This window comes from Rhodoferax sp. GW821-FHT07G04 (assembly GCF_059418585.1).
Map to the genome: position 1 here is coordinate 625,787 of NZ_JBWKQD010000001.1, position 17,271 is coordinate 643,057.

The window sequence follows — 17,271 nt, forward strand, 5'->3', positions numbered from 1 at the left end:
TGGGCTATCGACAAAACACCGGCGTGTCCAGGCCTTCCCAGGCCTGCCAGACCGCATCTACATCGGGGCAAGGGCTGGCGTAGACGCTGACCTGCGGAGGGCATTTGGGATCGGCATCCGCAGGGCCGGTGCGCCAGGCAGTGTCGAAATTGTAGATCTGTACATGGGGCAGCCCCAGGGCCACGGCGATATGGCTCAGGCCGCTGTCCACGCCGATGACACCGGCGCACTGCGCCATGGTGTCGGTCACAGCGTCCAGGCCCATCGGTGGCCAGACCCAGGCGTCGTCCAGCTCGGCAGCTATAGCCTCGCTGGTCGCCTTCTCGGCCGCATTGCCATGCGCCAACGCCACGGCAAACCCGCTGTGGTTCAGGCGTTGACCCAATGCAACCCAGTGGGCCGTGGGCCACTGCTTGTCGGCCCGCGAGCTGCCATGCACCAGGGCCACACAGGCCTTGCGCGGCACGAAGGAGTTGCCGGGGCCACCAGTAGGGTCCCAGGGCAGCGCCACATGCTCGCCCGGCTTCAGCCCAAAGTGCGCCGGGCCTTCGACCGTGTAGCCCAAGGCCTGCGCACACAATAGGCGCGCGCGCTGCACGGCATGCACATGGGGTTCCAGGCGAATGGCCACATCGGCCACCCAGCGGGTCGGTGCCTCATAGCCCGAACCATCGGTCTGGTTGGCCATCGCGATGCGGCGGCCGTCTGGCGTGGTGCGCGCCAGCCAGGCCACCAGCGCGGATTTGCTCAGGCCCTGCAGGTCGATCACCGCGTCGTACTGCTCGGCCTGCAGCCGGTTTTTGAAAGCCCGCCATTCGGCGCGTGTTTTTTGCGCAAACGGCTTCTTGCGCCACTTACGCAGTTCGCAAGGGATAACTTTCTGCACGCCTTCACAGCGCGTCACCAGCGGCGCAAAGGCTCGCTCAACCACCCAGTCGATTTCAACGGCCGGAAAGGCGCGTCGCAAGTCCTGCACCGCCGGCATGGCATGCACCACGTCGCCCAGCGAAGACAGCTTGACGATGAGGACCTTGCGAGGCGCTGATTTCAATGCGCAGCCTCGGCAAAGCTCGCGTCGGGCTTGACCGAACGCAACAGTGTGAGCATGTCATCCTGAATGCGGTGCAGGGCCTCGGGCGTGCGGCCCTCAAAACGCAGCACCAACACGGGTGTGGTGTTGGATGCGCGGATCAAACCAAAGCCATCCGGCCAATCCACGCGCACGCCGTCGATGGTGTTGATGGTGGCTGGGGCCGCAAATGCTGCCTTGGCAATCAGCTGCTCCACCAGCGCGTGGGGTTCACCTTCTGCACACTTCACGTTCAGCTCAGGTGTGGAGAAACTGGTGGGCAGGCCATTGAGCAAGGCACCCGCGTCGGCCACGCGACTGACAATCTCCAGCAGGCGGCAACCGGCGTAGGTGCCATCGTCAAAACCATACCAGCGCTCCTTGAAGAAGATGTGGCCGCTCATCTCACCACCCAGCGGCGAATCAATCTCGCGCATCTTGGCCTTGATCAGCGAATGGCCGGTCTTGAACATCAGCGGCACGCCACCGGCGGTGGTGATGGCGGGTGCCAGGCGCTGCGAGCACTTCACGTCGTAGACGATGGTGCCGCCGGGCACGCGGCTCAGCACATCCTGCGCGAACAGCATCATCTGGCGGTCCGGGAATATATTGTTGCCGTCCTTGGTAACGATACCCAGGCGGTCTCCATCGCCGTCAAAGGCCAGCCCCAGCTCGGCGTCACCGGCTTGCAGCGCGGCGATCAGGTCCTTCAAATTCTCGGGCTTGCTGGGGTCCGGGTGGTGGTTGGGGAAATTGCCATCCACTTCGCTGAACAACTCAGTCACCTCGCAGCCAATGGCGCGCAGGATGGCGGGGGCCGAGGCTCCGGCCACGCCATTGCCGCAGTCCACAACAATCTTGATCGGCCGCGTCAGCTTGATGTCGCCAACGATGCGGCTGCGGTAGGCCTCCAGCACATCGGCCGTCTGGCGCGCGCCACCGGCCTTGAGCGCCCAACTCTCGGTCTCCATGAGCTTGCGCAGGTTCTGGATGTCGTCACCATAAATGGCGCGACCGCCCAGCACCATCTTGAAACCGTTGTAGTCCTTGGGGTTGTGGCTGCCGGTGACCTGGATGCCCGAGGCACACAGCGTGCTGGCCGCAAAGTACAGCATAGGCGTGGTCACCATGCCGATGTCAATGACAGTGATGCCTGCGTCTTGCAAGCCGTTCATCAAGGCCTCGGCCAACGCCGGCCCGCTCAGGCGACCATCGCGGCCCACGGCCACCGTGGTCTGGCCCTGGGCCATCGCAACCGTGCCAAAGGCGCGGCCAATGCCACGCGCCACCTCTTCGTTGATGGTGGTCGGCACGATGCCGCGGATGTCATAGGCTTTGAAGATGCTGGCTGAGAGATTCATTGGGTTCTTTTCCCTGTGCGAGTAGTCGGTTGGCAGCAGCGCAATGTTGGCGCCTAGCCTGAGCCAGGGATTGTAGGTGGGTGAAATGGACTGTCGATAGTCCAAGATATATGGCAATTGCCAACTCAGCTTGCCCAGTGACTCCGACGAGATCGCCATAGGCGACCTCCCGAATATGTCAGTGGACCATCTCGCACCGACAACCAGCGTAAATCAGCTACCGTCCAAATCGGCCTTCGCATGCAACAGCGGCAACAACCAGTGCCCAGTTCACTAAGTGGAAAACTGGCATCGGAATGTTCACATCGCGTGTGGCCCCCGCCCTTCTTGCAATTTGACTTACAACCAACTGGGCCAAAAAAGCCGAGAGATGGCAGGCCAGCCATACCCTGTGAAATACGACACTCCACCACGGGCCATAGTCCATGAAGTTGATGGGCGCTTCATCGCTGACTTTCCGCACGTGCCGCTGGGCAAAGGTCAGCAAGACATACAGAAGCATCTCAAAGGCAGCAAAATCCAGTGCAATCGTCATGAAATTCATAGGTCAATATTAGTTCTATCGCTCCACAATAAAACGCCGTCATTTCCACCGCACACATCAAAGAACCGTATGTATTGACCGCAACACCGCCTCCACGCGTTGTTCACTGCCAGGCTGGTACGGCCAATGCGACACATGCAGGTCCATGCACAGCCCATTTTTGACAAAGTAAGCATGGCCATTCGCCGTCTTCTGCTGCTTGCCCTGGTACACCAGTTCGGTCAGATGCGTGGCCATCAACGCGCTGTCGGTGCCCCACCGACTGACGTCGGTTTTGGTCGTTGGGCTGGTCAGACTTTTGGACCAGTAGGTCTCGCGGCATTCGGCATTGCTCGCCGCGCCCTCGGTCTCGGAATGCAGGCTGAGCGTGATGCCCGTTTCCACGCTGCTCGTCTGGAAACTGTAGCGCCGCCCCTCAGCACTTGCACGGGTACTGGTCATGGCAGGCGTGTCCAGCTTCAACGTCCAGCCTTCACCGGGGACGGTGATGTACAGGGGGTCGGCAGATGCAATGCCTGTAACGCAAAGGATTGCGGCTAACGGCCACTTCATAGGGAGTCCTTGGTAGTTGCTGTGCGCCTGAAAGCAGTGCGGCCAGGCAATGGATGTGGCCCGCAATATAGCCCATCGCACCAATGCACGAGCCCTTCTACCCACATGTCCGAAAACGGCCATTTTCATCCGCCGCCCTGCGTATCATTCCTCCTATGCAAGCCGCAAAAGCCCCCATCAGCACCAACACCCCAGCCGAGGACGACGCCTGCTACCTGGCGCTCAAGGCGCGGGATGCGCGCTTTGACGGGCGCTTCTTCACCGCCGTCAGCTCCACCGGCGTCTACTGCCGGCCTGTCTGCCGAGTGCGCACACCCAAGCGGGAGAACTGCCGTTTCTTTGCGCTCGCGGCCCAGGCCGAATCCGCCGGCTACCGCCCTTGCCTGCGCTGCCGGCCGGAGCTGGCACCGGGTGCCACGCCGCTCAATGGTGCGGCGCTGGGCAACCTGCAGAACTGGTCGACACAAGACGCCTCCGCCATCCTGGCCCAGCAGGCCGCGCGCCTGCTGGACGAGCCGGCGCTGTGGAGTGCGGATGGCATGCCATCCATGGCCGATCTGGCCCACCGACTGGGCGTCAGCGAGCGCCATGTACGCCGCATTTTTGAAACGCATTGGGGCGTGTCACCGCTGCAATATCTGCAGACCCGCCGTCTGCTGATGGCCAAGCGCCTGCTGACCGATACCCAGCTGCCGGTGACACAGGTGGCTGCGCTCAGCGGCTTTGGCAGCCTGCGCCGTTTTAATGCCAGTTTTGTCGAACACTACCGGCTGCAGCCGCGCCAGTTGCGCAAGGACCGTGAACCGGTCGACGGCGCCATCGCACCCAACACCACCGGTTTTGTGCTCAAGACCGCCTACCGCCCGCCCTACGATGTGGCCGCGATGCTGGGCTTCTTCGCCACGCGCCAGATTGCCGGCATGGAGATGGTGGACGTGGAGCGGTTGACGCTGGCACGCACACTGTCACTCACGGTGGCCAAGCACACCTACAGTGGCTGGGTGCAGGCGCGCTTTGAGCCTGAGCGCTGCACCGTGGTCTTTGACATCTGCAACAGCCTGGGCGACGCCTTGCCCCAGGTGCTGGCCCGCCTGCGTGCCATGCTGGACCTGGACGCCGAGCCCTGGGCCATCAACCCCTGCATGCAGGATGACTTCCCCGGTGCGGACGGACTGCGTGTGCCCGGCTGCGCCGACGGTTTCGAGCTGGGCGTGCGCGCCATCCTGGGCCAGCAGGTCACCGTGCAGGCCGCACGCACGCTGGGTGCGCGGCTGGTGGAGCGTTGGGGCGGCGAAGTGCCCAAGGCACCGCCGGGCGTGCACCGGCTCTTCCCCACGCCGCAGGCGCTGGTACAGGCCAGTGGGGACGAACTGGGCCAGATGGGCATAGTCCGGCAGCGCCAGCGCGCCATCCAGGCACTGGCCCAGGCTGTGATCAACGGCGATGTGGTACTGCAGCCCGGCGTAGACATACCTGCCACGCTGGCCGCGCTGCAGGCCCTGCCAGGCATAGGGCCTTGGACGGCACAGTACATTGCGATGCGTGCGCTACGTTGGCCTGATGCCTTTGTAGCCGGGGACGTGGCCTTGCACAACGCGCTGAGCGTGCGCGGTGCGCCTAATCCGCAACAGGCGGCCGAGGCCGCTTCACAACGCTGGAAGCCCTGGCGCAGTTATGCGGTGGTGCGTGCCTGGGCCAGCTTGGCCAAGGCGCACCCACCCGCGACGGTGGACGCGCACCCGGATTGAGCTTTCAGATCACTATCGTTTTCATAGCATCACACGTATATTTCACGAGGGCTATCGCCTTATTTACCATGAACACATCCCGTAAAACCGTTCGCTGCGGATTTGACAGCCCCTGGGGGCCCATGACCCTGGTCGCCCACGATGAAGCCCTGGTCTGGGTGGGCTTTGATGGCCAGAAGCACGCGCCAGACTTCAAGCAATGGCCCGTGTCCAACGACCACCCCATACTGCGCCAGGCCATCGCCCAACTGCGGGAATACTGTGCCGGTGAACGCAGCCAGTTTGACCTACCGGTGGACCTGAGCCGCGGCACGCCGTTCCAGCAAAGTGTGTGGACCGCGCTGCGCGACATTGCGCCCGGTGCGACCGTCAGCTATGGCGCCATCAGCCAAGGCCTGGGCAAGGCCAGCGCGGTGCGCGCCGTGGGTGGCGCCGTGGGGCGCAACCCTATCACCATCATCGTGCCCTGCCACCGCGTGGTGGGCGCAAATGGGGCCATGACCGGCTATGCCGGTGGCGTGCCCCGCAAAGTCGCATTACTGGAATTGGAGAGCCATCTGTGAGCACCGCTACAACCACCACCATCGCCAAAGGCGCGCCGGCAGCCACCGCGGCGCCCGCGGCCACACCCGCCAAAGCCTGGCTGCTGGATTTCGTACTGCTGGCGGCCATCTGGGGCGCATCGTTCTTGTTCATGCGCTTTGGCGCCAAGGAGTTGGGCGTGTTCGCCACCTCGGGCCTGCGGGTCGCGATTGCCTCGCTGTTTCTGCTGCCCATCGTGCTGCTGCGCGGCCATGGCCCCAGCCTGCGCCAGCATTGGAAGCTGAGCTTTGTGGTCGGCATTTTGAATTCGGCCATTCCCTTTGCCTGCTTCAGCTTTGCGCTGCTGTCGATCACGACCGGGCTGTCGTCGATATTGAACGCCACCACGCCGCTGTTTGGCGCCGTCATTGCTTGGCTGTGGCTCAAAGACAAGCCCACGGGCTCGCGAGCCGTGGGTCTGCTGATCGGTTTTGCCGGCGTGGCCCTGCTGGCCTGGGACAAGGCCAGCTTCAAGCCCGATGCCAGCGGCAATGCCACCGGCTGGGCCGTGCTAGCCTGTCTGACCGCCACGCTGTGCTACGGCATCGCGGCCAGCTTTACCAAGCGCTACCTGTCCGGCCTGCCCTCGTTGGTCACGGCCACCGGCAGCCAGTTGGGCGCATCCATTGGCCTGGTTCCGCTGGCCGTGTGGTTCTGGCCTGCGCAGCCGGTGTCGTTGAATGCCTGGCTGACCGTCATTGCGCTGGGCGTGCTGTGCACGGGTGTGGCCTACATCCTGTACTTCCGCCTGATCGAGCGGGCCGGCCCTGCTCGCGCGCTGTCGGTCACCTTTGCGATACCGGTGTTTGCCGTGCTCTATGGCGTTGTGCTGCTCGGTGAAGAAGTGACCTCGTGGATGCTAATGTGCGGCCTGGTCATCATTGCGGGCACCAGCCTGTCGACCGGTTTGGTGAAGTTCAGCCGGAAGTAGTTCCTACTGGATTGCACCCGCCACCACGTTGATGCTTAGCGCCAGCACTAACATGTTGAATGCAAAGGCCGCCACGCTGTGCAGCAGCGTCAGGCGGCGCATGTGGCGCGCGGTGACCACCACGTCGGATACCTGGGATGTCATGCCCACCACGTGGGCGTAGTACAAGAAGTCGAAGTAATCCGGCGCCTGCTTGCCGGGGAACTCCAGCCCCGCGCCCACCGCATGGCTGCGCGACTCGCACTGGTAGTACAGGTGGGCATAGTGGAAGGCAAAGATGGTCTGCATCAACAGCCACGATGCGCCCAGCGCCAGCATGGACAGCGCCAGGTGCGCCAGGCGCTCTGCCGCGGCCAGGTCCTTCACATGCTGCAACATCAAGGCGATGGCGCCTGCACTGGCAAAGACTGACAGCAGCAGCAGGCTGGACAGCATCCACCCCGACTGGTCCTGCGCCAGGGCCCGCTCCCGGGTGCGCCGGGCGTCAAAGCGCACCGCCAACCACCAGGCCAGCACCAAGAAGGTGAAGCAGCCAGCGCACCAACTCATCAATAGTTGGGTGAACCCGTCTGTGGGTAGCGGCAGCAGCGCCACGGCCCCACCCACTGCCAAGCCATACAGCAGGCGTCGGCGGCCCGTGGTTTCAGAAAAATGACGGTGCATGGTTTATTGTCCCGCTTAATTTTGGTGCAATACTGCGCATACCGTGGTGTGGAGCGGCTTTTGAGGTCCACGCAACAGACTAGTGAACCCCTCATAGGCATTGCACGACATGCGCATTTCTCGTTGGATAGCTTACCTGACGCTGCTGGCGCCGCTGGCGTGCCGGGCCGACAGCGCTGCCGCCACGCGCTGGTTGGACCAGGAATTCAAGCCCTCCACACTGACGCGCGAACAGCAGCAGCAAGAGCTGCAGTGGTTCATGCAGGCGGCCGACCGACTCAAGCGCCAGGGCACCACCTCCATCCATGTGGTGTCTGAAAAGATCGACACGCACGAGTACGAATCGCGCACGCTGACCAAAGCCTTTGAAGAGATCACCGGCATCGCCGTGCAGCACGACACCATCCCCGAAGGCGACTTGGTAGACAAACTGTATGCTGCCATCAAGAGCGGCCAATCCGAATACGACGGCTGGATATCGGATTCGGACCTGATCGGCACCCACTACCGCTATGGCTCGGTCGTGCCCCTGTCTGACTTCATGCATGGGGCGGGTAAAGACTTCACCAACCCGGGGCTAGATCTGGCGGACTTCATCGGCACCTCTTTCACCACGGCGCCGGACGGCAAGATCTACCAACTGCCCGACCAGCAGTTTGCCAATCTGTATTGGTTTCGCGCCGACTGGTTTGCCCGCAAGGATTTGAAGGACGCCTTTCGCACCAAGTATGGCTACGAACTGGGCGTGCCACTGAACTGGTCGGCCTACGAAGACATTGCCAATTTCTTCAGCAACGACGTCAAAGTGCTGGACGGTAAAAAGGTGTTCGGCCACATGGACTACGGCAAGCGCGACCCATCCCTGGGCTGGCGTTTTACCGATGCCTGGTTATCGATGGCAGGTGCCGCCGACAAGGGCATACCCAATGGCCTGCCAGTAGACGAATGGGGCATACGCGTGGCCACCGACCAGTGCACGCCGGTAGGTGCATCGGTAGAGCGCGGCGGTGCCACCAACTCGCCGGCCGCTGTGTTCGCGTTGACCAAGTATGTGCAATGGCTCAAGCAGTACGCACCGCCCGAGGCCCTGAACATGACCTTCAGCGACGCCGGGCCGGTTCCCGCGCAGGGGCAGATTGCACAACAAATTTTTTGGTACACCGCCTTCACGGCCCCATTAACCGAACCCGGCATTGCCGCCGTCAACAAGGATGGCAGTCCCAAGTGGCGCATGGCGCCCTCGCCCCACGGCCCGTATTGGAAAACGGGCATGCAAAATGGCTACCAGGACGTGGGTTCGTGGACCTTTCTGAAATCCACACCCCTGCCCCGCATGACTGCGGCCTGGCTGTATGCGCAGTTTGTGACGTCCAAGACGGTGTCGCTGCGCAAGTCCATCGTGGGGCTGACCTTTATCCGCGAGTCCGACATCAAGCACGACTACTTCACGCGCAATGCCGGCCGCTATGGCGGGCTGATCGAGTTCTACCGCAGCCCGGCCCGCGTGGCCTGGACACCCACTGGCACCAATGTGCCCGACTACCCGCGCATGGCCCGACTGTGGTGGACCAATGTGGCCACCGCCATCAACGGCGAGAAAACCCCGCAGGCCGCGATGGACAGCCTGGCCCTGGCCATGGACCAGGTGCTGGCGGATTTGCAAAGCACCGGCATGCAGCATTGCACGCCCAAGCTCAATGCCCGGCGTGACGCCAGCAAACGCCTATCCAACAAGGGCGCGCCCTGGCAGCAACTGGCCAATGAAAAGCCCCAGGGCGAGACCATTGCGTATGAGCATCTGCTGCAAGCCTGGAAAGAGGGCCGTGTGCAATGAGCACAGCGCTGCAAGACCACTCCACGCGTGCGTTGTCGCGCACGCGCATGGCCCTGCTGCTGTTTGCGCTGGTCACCACGCTGACCATTGCCGGCCAGACCTGGTGGGCCATCGCGCAGGACAAACAGCAAACGCTGGCCTCGGAAACGAATAACGGCCTGGTGGCCGTGCGCCTGCTGGAGGAACACGCCAGCCAGACGCTGCAAGACGCCGTGCATGCACTGGACCGCGTAAGCCGGGCCGTGCGTGGTGGCGACCGGCACGAGAGCCCGGAGCTGATACGCAGCATCGTCGCCAGCCACGACATTGGGCACAGCCGCCACCTCAAAGCCGTGCAATACGTCACGCCCCAGGGCATGAGCTGGATCAGTTCGCCGGACTACCCCACGCACGCAACCGAAGCATCCCAGCGCAGCCACATCCAATACCTGCTGAAGAACCCCGGCCACCACGGCGCCGTAGTCGGCCACCCCTATGCCAGCGCATACGACAGCCAATGGGTCATCCCCGTAGCCCGCACGCTGTACAACCAGAGCGACCAGGCGGTGGGCGTGGTCAGCGTCGATATCCGTCTGAACTACTTCGGCACGCTGTATGCGCGGGTGGCCAAGGAGAACAATGCCAGCGTCACGCTGCTGTCCGACGAGGGTTTCATACTGGCGCGGTCGCCGTTTGAGGCGCGGTACGTGGACCGTGATGTGACCGACGCGCCGCTGCTGGCCACGCTGCGCGGCAATACGGTGGAAGGCTCGTTCGACGATGAGACTTTCCTGGACGACGACGACGGCCCCAAGCTCTACACCTTTCGCAAGCTGGCGGGCTTTCCCGTCACCATGGTCTACGCGCGGGACTATGCCAATGTGCTGGCCTCGTGGGAGCGGCGCACCTATGAGCGCTTGGCGCTGGCGGTGTTCAGCATCGCGCTGGTGGCAGCGCTGACCTTCACGCTGCGCATCTACATCGGCCGGCTGCAGCGTACCCAGTTCTCGCTGCGTGAGAGCGAGGCCAAGTTCTTTGGCCTGTTCCGCCAGTCGCCCGTGCCCCACACGCTGGTACGCAATCTGGATGGGCATTTTGTCGAGGCCAACGATGCCTGGCTGCAGCAGTATGGCTACCAGTTGCAGGACGTGATTGGCCGCAGCGCCCGCGATCTGAGCATTTGGGTAGACCCGTCACAGCGGGAACACCTGGTGGCCGCGCTGGTGCCTAATGGCATCGTCGACCGCTTTGAGGTGGTGCACCGGCACCGCGACGGGCACCACATCACGATGCTGATGTCGGGTCGCACCTTTGCCGTGGGCGAGGAGAAACTCATTCTGTTCACACTGATGGATGTCACCCGCCAGCGCGAGGCCGAGCGCGAGATCCGCCAGATGAACCTGGAGTTGGAACTGCGCGTGCAGGCACGCACCGAAAAGCTGGAGATTGCCAACCAGGAACTCAGCGTGGCACTGGAGTCGGTGCGGGCCATGCAGACCGAACTGGTGCGCTCCGAAAAGCTGGCGGCACTGGGCTCGCTGGTGGCCGGGGTGGCCCATGAACTCAACACACCCATTGGAAACAGCGTGACCGTGGGCAGCACGCTGCAGCACCAGGTGCACGATCTGGCCGACGCCTTCGACAAGGGCGAGCTGCGCCGCTCTACGCTCACCGCATTCATGGACAACGCCAAGCGCGGCACCGACATCCTGATGCGCGCTCTGCACCGGGCCAGCGAACTGATTGGCAGCTTCAAGCGGGTAGCGGTGGACCAGTCCAGCGACCAGCGCCGCCGCTTCGACCTGCAGACCACGCTGCGCGAGGTCTGCCTGACGCTGGAACCCATGTACAAGAGCACGCCCTTCACTCTGACGCTGGCCCTGCCGGACACGGTGGAAATGGACAGCTTCCCCGGTGCACTGGGACAGTTGATCACCAACTTCGTCAGCAACGCCTTGCAGCATGGTTTTGAGGGCCGGGAGCGTGGGCAAATGCATGTGCGTGCCGTCGCCCTGGGCACCGATCAGGTGGAGCTGCAATTCAGCGACGATGGCGTGGGTATGACCGAAGATACGCGCAACCGGGTGTTCGACCCCTTCTTCACGACCAAGCTCGGCCAGGGTGGCTCTGGCCTGGGCATGAATATCGTCTACAACATCGTGCACGAGGTCTTGGGCGGCGGCATCGACGTCGCCTCCAGCCCCGATGCGGGTACCTTGATTACCGTACGCATGCCACGGTGTGCGCCGCAAACGGCCAGCCATGCCGAAGCGCCGCACAACCCCTATTTCGGAAGCTGAGGCACCTGCATTGCGCGGTGCAGCAGGCTATTGGCGGATGACGTCCGCGCCCGCAGGTGGTTTGAACTGGAAGGCCGCGGGCTCCAGCGCCGCATTCGCTTTGAAGGTGTTGAAGCGCAGACTGGACTTCTGACCAAAGCTGTCGACGATTTCCAGCACGGCCAGTTCACCAGCCTTGCTGAAACCCACACGCACGTTTTGCAAGGCGGTGTCCTTGCCCTTGGGTGTGGCCAACACCCATTCCAGGTTTTCGCTGTCGGCGTCGGCCTTGAGTGCAAAGTCGGCCTGCAAGGCCTTGAGGTCGGCCGCCGACGCGATCAGCGCGGCCGGCGTAGAGCCCAGGGCCTGGGTCTGCGCGCGGGCGGTCACCTGGTTCAGGTCCACGTCGTACAGCCACAGGGTCTGGCCGTCGGCGACGATGGTTTGCTCAAACGGCTTCTTGTAGACAAAGCGGAAACGCCCGGGGCGGGCAAACTCGAACACGCCGCTGGAGGTCTTGGAGCGCGCGGCCTGGCCTTCCTTGGCCGGCACTGTGACCACCTGGGTGAAGTCGGCGTGCCCGGTTTTGACCGTCTTGACGAAGGCCTCCAAGCTTTCAAGGCCTGTAGCCCTCGCGGATGCTGCGTGTGCAGCTATTAAAACAGTAGCAATCAGGAATTTATTCATTGCACGATCTTTGTTGTCATCACTCGGCACGCGCCGGCACCAGGATGTCGCGCTGGCCACTGGTGCTCATGCTGCTCACCAGGCCGGCCTTTTCCATGTCTTCCACCAGGCGGGCGGCGCGGTTGTAGCCGATCTTCAGGTGGCGCTGCACCAGCGAAATGCTGGCCTTGCGGTTCTTCAGCACCACCTCGACCGCCTGGTCGTACATGGGGTCTTTCTCGCCGCTGGGACCACCGTCGGCACCAGCGCCGTCTTCGCCATCGACCGTGCCGCCTTCGAGCACGCCCTCGATGTAGTTGGGTTCGCCCTGGCTCTTCAGGTATTCGACCACGCGGTGCACCTCTTCGTCACTGACAAAGGCACCGTGCACGCGCACCGGGAAGCCCGTGCCGCTGGCCATGTACAGCATGTCGCCCATGCCCAGCAGGGCTTCGGCGCCCATCTGGTCCAGGATGGTGCGGCTGTCGATCTTGGAGCCCACCGAGAAGGCGATGCGGGTCGGGATGTTGGCCTTGATCAGGCCGGTGATCACGTCCACGCTGGGGCGTTGCGTGGCCAGTATCAGGTGGATGCCGGCGGCGCGCGCCTTTTGCGCCAGGCGGGCGATCAGCTCTTCGATCTTCTTGCCGACCACCATCATCAGGTCGGCCAACTCGTCGATGACGACGACGATGTGCGGCAGGCGGTCCAGCGGCTCGGGTGTTTCGGGCGTCAGGCTGAAGGGGTTGTAGATGAACTCGCCGCGGGCCTTGGCTTCGTCCATCTTGTGGTTGTAGCCGGCCAGGTTGCGCACGCCCATCTTGCTCATCAGCTTGTAGCGCCGCTCCATCTCGGCCACGCACCAAGTCAGGCCATGGGCGGCCTGCTTCATGTCGGTGACCACAGGGGCGATCAGGTGCGGTATGCCTTCGTAGACTGACATTTCCAGCATCTTGGGGTCTATCATCAGCAGGCGTACATCGCGCGCCTCGGCCTTGTACAACAGCGACAGGATCATCGCGTTGATACCCACCGACTTGCCCGAACCGGTGGTACCCGCCACCAGCACATGGGGCATCTTGGCCAGGTCGGCGACGATGGGGTTGCCGACGATGTCCTTGCCCAGGCCCATGGTCAGCATGGACTTGCTGTCGTTATAGACCTGCGAGCCCAAAATTTCGGACAGTCGAATCGATTGGCGCTTGGCGTTAGGCAGTTCCAGCGCCATGTAATTCTTGCCGGGAATGGTCTCGACCACGCGGATGGAAACCAGGCTGAGGCTGCGTGCCAAGTCCTTGGCCAGACCCACGATCTGCGAGCCTTTGACGCCCGTCGCGGGTTCGATCTCGTAGCGGGTGATGACTGGGCCGGGCTGGGCCAGTACCACGCGCACCTCCACGCCAAAGTCCTTCAACTTCTTTTCGATCATGCGGCTGGTCATCTCCAGCGTCTCGGGGGCTACGGTCTCCTGGCGCAGCAAGGCACCGTCCAGCAAATCCACCTGCGGCAGCTTGCTGTCGGGCATCTCGGTGAACAGGGGTTTTTGCCGCTCTTTGGCCACACGTTCGCTGCGCGGCGGCTCCATGATGACCGGCTCCACGATGACCATGGGCTGCGGGTGGTGCTCCACTGTTTCTTCGCGCTCTTCCAACAAGATTTCTTCACGCTCACGCATGGCCTGCTGGCCCAGCACGCGGTCCTCGGCGCGTTCGCGCTCCTGTTTGCGCGACTGCACCAACGAATCCACCCAGGCGCCAATGCGCTCAGCCACATGCATCCACGAAAAACCGAATACCAGTGCCGCACCGATAACGCCCAGCGCAATCGACACCAGGCCGGAGCCGGCAAAGCCCAGCCATTTCACACTGAGCGGGCCCAAGAGATAGCCCAATGCGCCGCCGCTGTGGTCGGGTAAGCGGGACTCCAGGCTGTAGAGCCGTGCCCATTCCAGCGAGGTGCTGGCGTACAGCAGCAAAGCCAGGCCCAGCCAGAACACCCACTTGCGGGGAATCGCATGGCTGGCGGTATCGCCGCGCAGGCGGTTGGCCAACAGGGCCAGCCATAGGCGCACACCCACCGCCACGCACCACCAGGCCGAAAAGCCCAGCATGAAATAGCTGACATCGGCCACCCAGGCACCCAGACGCCCCACGCGGTTTGCAATCGGCAGGCCAGCGCCCGAGGTAGACCAGGCGGCGTCCTGTGGGGAATAGCTCAACAAGGCGACCAGCCACAGCACCATGACGACAAAACCGCCGATCAGCGCAATTTCGTTCGCGAAGCGACCCATGCCGGTGGGCGCGGGGGGGCTGGCAGTGGTGGTAGAGGAAGAGTGAAGGGTGTGCAGGGAATAAGTCATGTCAAAACGGGCCGTCGGGCCAAGCTTAACGCACGCAAGCCCCCTTTTCTAACGCAGCAAGCCGCCCAGCCGACGACTGCGCCCCTCAACGCGGGTGTGAGCGCCGCTCGATAACACGCACCATGCCGGAGTCCAGAAGCTCGATAAATCCCTGCTCTTCGAAGTCTTTCATGACACGGCTGACCATTTCACGCGAGGCGCCGACCATCTTGGCCAGATCCTGGCGCGACACTTTCTCCCGTATCAACAGGGCGCCACCGGCGTCGGGCGAGGCAGACTCCAGCAACACCTTGGCCACGCGTCCATAGACGCCCACCAGGGCCAGGGAGCTGATGTTTTCGCTGGCCTTGCGCAGGCGCTGCACCAGCACCCGCATGACGCTGTGCGCCATTTCCATGTTTTCACCCAGGCAGCGCAAGAAGCTGTCGCGGCCCAGCACCAGCACATCGACCTGCTGGTCTGCCACAACAGTGGCCGAATGGGGTTCGTTGTCGATCAGGCTCATTTCGCCCACATAGTCGCCGGATTTGAGCGTGGCCAGAATCACCTCGCGGCCCTTGCTGTCCGTCATCAGCACGCGGGTACGGCCGGTCAGCACAATGAACAAAGCGTCGCTCTTCCTGCCCTGTTCGACCAAGATCTCTCCGCGCTTGAAGCGCTTCTTCGACACGGTGGCCGCCAGTGCCTCGGCCTGTTCGGGCGTGAGCATGGTGAACAGGGACACCCTGCGTATCAAATCCAGGTTACTGAGCATTGTCATCAAAATCGCTCCGGGACAGTCGCGCCAGCACTTCTTACAATCCGGGTTGCATTGAAAAGGCCTGCATTGCCCCGAAATGTACACGGCCCCGCTCTCGATTCCCGCAACAAAAGGTTATCCACTCCATGTCCGCTCCCAAACACGCCAAGGTCCTGATCCTGGGCTCAGGCCCTGCCGGCTATACGGCTGCCGTCTACGCCGCACGCGCCAACCTCAACCCGGTGCTGGTCACCGGCATGGCCCAGGGCGGCCAGTTGATGACCACCACCGAGGTCGACAACTGGCCGGCGGATGTGCACGGCGTGCAAGGCCCCGAGCTGATGCAGCGCTTTCTGGAGCACGCCGAGCGCTTCAAGACCGAAATCGTGTTCGACCACATCAGTTCCGTCGATCTGGCCAAGCGCCCGTTCACGCTGACCGGCGATAGCGGTACTTACACCTGCGATTCGCTGATCATCGCCACTGGCGCATCGGCCAAGTACCTCGGCCTGCCCAGTGAAACCGCGTTCATGGGCCGCGGCGTCTCCGGCTGCGCCACCTGCGATGGCTTCTTCTACCGCGACCAGGTCTGCTGCGTGGTCGGCGGTGGCAATACCGCCGTGGAAGAGGCGCTGTATTTGTCCAATATCGCCAGCAAGGTCTACCTGGTGCACCGCCGCGACAAGTTCAAGGCCGAGCCCATCCTGGTGGACAAGCTGATGGAAAAGGTTGCGGCCGGCAAGATTGAGCTGAAGACTTTCAAGACGCTGGACGAAGTGCTGGGCGATGCATCCGGCGTGACCGGCATCCGCGTGCGCAGCACCAAGGACGACAGCACCGAAGACATCAAGCTCACCGGTTGCTTCATCGCCATCGGCCACTCGCCGAATACCGACATCTTCCAGGGCCAGTTGGAAATGGCGGGCGGCTACATCATCACCCAAGGCGGCTTGAAGGGCTTTGCCACGCAGACGTCCATCCCCGGTGTGTTTGCCGCAGGCGACGTGCAGGACCATGTCTACCGCCAGGCCATTACCAGCGCTGGCACGGGTTGCATGGCGGCCTTGGACGCCCAACGCTTCCTTGAACAGGACTGAATTGGCATCTTTGGCGGAATTGGTTATAATCCGAGGCTTTGCTGAATTCTGCCCGTGAGGGTCAGGGTTTGATAGCAATCACCGCCAAGCGTTTGAAGAAGCGATTGGCGGGGGGTTACCGCCACCCTTTTTCATTGGCGAGGTGAGGCTAGAGCGAGATCGGACCGGCTGGATTTCCAGGCAGTTTGATCGCCAGTGATAGCCGTTTTACTGTATCGGAGTGTCCTCATGGCACGCGTATGTGAAGTTACGGGCAAAGGCCCCATGGTCGGAAACAATGTTTCCCACGCCAACAACAAAACCAAGCGCCGGTTCCTGCCGAACCTGCAATACCGCCGTTTCTGGGTCGAGAGCGAAAACCGCTGGGTGCGTCTGCGCATTTCCAACGCCGGTCTGCGTTTGATCGACAAGAACGGTATTGATTCTGTGCTCGCAGACCTGCGCGCACGTGGCCAAGCTTAAGGAGAACCACCATGGCAGCCAAAGGCGGACGCGAAAAAATCAAGCTGGAATCCACAGCCGGCACCGGTCACTTCTACACGACCGACAAGAACAAGAAAACCATGCCCGAGAAGATGCTGATCAAGAAATTTGATCCCGTTGCTCGCAAGCATGTGGACTACAAAGAAATCAAGCTGAAGTAATTCAGGCTCTCTTTGTACAAAAAGGCCCGCCCAGTGCGGGCTTTTTTGCGTCCATCATTTTTAGCAGTCGCTTCTCTCGCGACGCATCAGGCCGGGCTTAGGCATGCCGCAAGATTGGTCAGGCTATGGGTTTTGCGTAGGTAAAGGAGGAGCCCGAAGGGCGGGGGACACGGAGCAAAATCCATAGCCCGATCAATCTGGAGCAGGCACAAAAAAGCCCGCGA

General features: G+C 62.5%; 16 protein-coding genes. 8 read left to right on the forward strand and 8 right to left on the reverse strand.

All coding sequences use genetic code 11. From position 1 onward, the window contains the following. Positions 1 to 4: 4 nt before the first annotated feature. From waaC to AC07OO_RS02860, 4 genes are all read right to left on the reverse strand, one after another. The gene (gene waaC, locus AC07OO_RS02845; protein WP_495080539.1) at positions 5 to 1,051 is read right to left on the reverse strand and encodes a lipopolysaccharide heptosyltransferase I; all 1,047 of its coding nucleotides are present in this window, start codon (positions 1,049 to 1,051) and stop codon (positions 5 to 7) included. Beyond that, entirely contained in the window at positions 1,048 to 2,430 is a 1,383-nt protein-coding gene (locus AC07OO_RS02850) for a phosphomannomutase/phosphoglucomutase (protein ID WP_495080540.1), read from the reverse strand. Before AC07OO_RS02850 ends, waaC begins: the two co-directional genes overlap by 4 nt. Before the next feature lie 217 nt (positions 2,431 to 2,647). Next, positions 2,648 to 2,974: a hypothetical protein gene (locus AC07OO_RS02855; protein WP_495080541.1), complete on the reverse strand. Its 327-nt coding sequence runs from the start codon at positions 2,972 to 2,974 to the stop codon at positions 2,648 to 2,650. A 57-nt stretch (positions 2,975 to 3,031) separates the two neighbouring features. Then, positions 3,032 to 3,526, reverse strand: a complete 495-nt coding sequence (locus tag AC07OO_RS02860; protein WP_495080542.1) for a hypothetical protein — start codon at positions 3,524 to 3,526, stop codon at positions 3,032 to 3,034. Between the two features lie 155 nt (positions 3,527 to 3,681). Here AC07OO_RS02860 and AC07OO_RS02865 point away from each other — a divergent pair, with 155 nt between their 5' ends. The 3 genes from AC07OO_RS02865 (at position 3,682) to AC07OO_RS02875 (ending at position 6,787) form a co-directional block, all read left to right on the forward strand. Then, positions 3,682 to 5,274 carry a DNA-3-methyladenine glycosylase 2 family protein gene (locus AC07OO_RS02865; RefSeq protein WP_495080543.1) on the forward strand — a complete coding sequence of 531 codons (1,593 nt, stop codon included), beginning with the start codon at positions 3,682 to 3,684 and terminating at the stop codon, positions 5,272 to 5,274. A 68-nt stretch (positions 5,275 to 5,342) separates the two neighbouring features. Further along, a complete protein-coding gene (locus AC07OO_RS02870) occupies positions 5,343 to 5,837 on the forward strand; it encodes a methylated-DNA--[protein]-cysteine S-methyltransferase (RefSeq protein WP_495080544.1) in 495 nt (164 codons plus the stop codon). Further along, a complete protein-coding gene (locus AC07OO_RS02875) occupies positions 5,834 to 6,787 on the forward strand; it encodes a DMT family transporter (protein WP_495080545.1) in 954 nt (317 codons plus the stop codon). The genes AC07OO_RS02870 and AC07OO_RS02875 overlap by 4 nt, the downstream gene beginning before the upstream one ends. Positions 6,788 to 6,790: 3 nt before the next feature. Here the strand turns inward: AC07OO_RS02875 and AC07OO_RS02880 are convergent, their stop codons facing one another. Beyond that, positions 6,791 to 7,450 (reverse strand): DUF1345 domain-containing protein, encoded by a 660-nt coding sequence (locus AC07OO_RS02880; protein ID WP_495080546.1) that lies wholly within the window; start codon positions 7,448 to 7,450, stop codon positions 6,791 to 6,793. 109 nt (positions 7,451 to 7,559) lie between these two features. Here AC07OO_RS02880 and AC07OO_RS02885 point away from each other — a divergent pair, with 109 nt between their 5' ends. Further along, positions 7,560 to 9,284 (forward strand): ABC transporter substrate-binding protein, encoded by a 1,725-nt coding sequence (locus tag AC07OO_RS02885; RefSeq protein WP_495080547.1) that lies wholly within the window; start codon positions 7,560 to 7,562, stop codon positions 9,282 to 9,284. Further along, positions 9,281 to 11,563 carry an ATP-binding protein gene (locus tag AC07OO_RS02890; RefSeq protein WP_495080548.1) on the forward strand — a complete coding sequence of 761 codons (2,283 nt, stop codon included), beginning with the start codon at positions 9,281 to 9,283 and terminating at the stop codon, positions 11,561 to 11,563. Before AC07OO_RS02885 ends, AC07OO_RS02890 begins: the two co-directional genes overlap by 4 nt. A gap of 27 nt (positions 11,564 to 11,590) precedes the next feature. On the opposite strand, the gene lolA is transcribed toward AC07OO_RS02890, so the two are convergent. From lolA to AC07OO_RS02905, 3 genes are all read right to left on the reverse strand, one after another. Beyond that, positions 11,591 to 12,229 carry an outer membrane lipoprotein periplasmic chaperone LolA gene (lolA, locus tag AC07OO_RS02895; protein ID WP_495080549.1) on the reverse strand — a complete coding sequence of 213 codons (639 nt, stop codon included), beginning with the start codon at positions 12,227 to 12,229 and terminating at the stop codon, positions 11,591 to 11,593. A gap of 19 nt (positions 12,230 to 12,248) precedes the next feature. Next, entirely contained in the window at positions 12,249 to 14,567 is a 2,319-nt protein-coding gene (locus AC07OO_RS02900; protein WP_495080550.1) for a DNA translocase FtsK, read from the reverse strand. Positions 14,568 to 14,652: 85 nt separating this feature from the next. Further along, positions 14,653 to 15,327, reverse strand: coding sequence for a Crp/Fnr family transcriptional regulator (locus AC07OO_RS02905; RefSeq protein WP_495080551.1), 675 nt, complete (start codon positions 15,325 to 15,327; stop codon positions 14,653 to 14,655). Between the two features lie 125 nt (positions 15,328 to 15,452). Between AC07OO_RS02905 and trxB the strand changes: the two genes are divergently transcribed. The 3 genes from trxB to rpmG all read left to right on the forward strand — a co-directional run bounded on the left by trxB (position 15,453) and on the right by rpmG (position 17,047). Then, complete coding sequence (trxB, locus tag AC07OO_RS02910; RefSeq protein WP_495080552.1) at positions 15,453 to 16,403, forward strand: thioredoxin-disulfide reductase; 951 nt, start codon at positions 15,453 to 15,455, stop codon at positions 16,401 to 16,403. A 228-nt stretch (positions 16,404 to 16,631) separates the two neighbouring features. After that, on the forward strand, positions 16,632 to 16,865 hold the full coding sequence (gene rpmB / locus AC07OO_RS02915) for a 50S ribosomal protein L28 (protein ID WP_087496789.1): 234 nt from the start codon (positions 16,632 to 16,634) through the stop codon (positions 16,863 to 16,865). A gap of 11 nt (positions 16,866 to 16,876) precedes the next feature. Then, complete coding sequence (rpmG, locus tag AC07OO_RS02920; protein ID WP_313869141.1) at positions 16,877 to 17,047, forward strand: 50S ribosomal protein L33; 171 nt, start codon at positions 16,877 to 16,879, stop codon at positions 17,045 to 17,047. Positions 17,048 to 17,271: the final 224 nt, after the last annotated feature.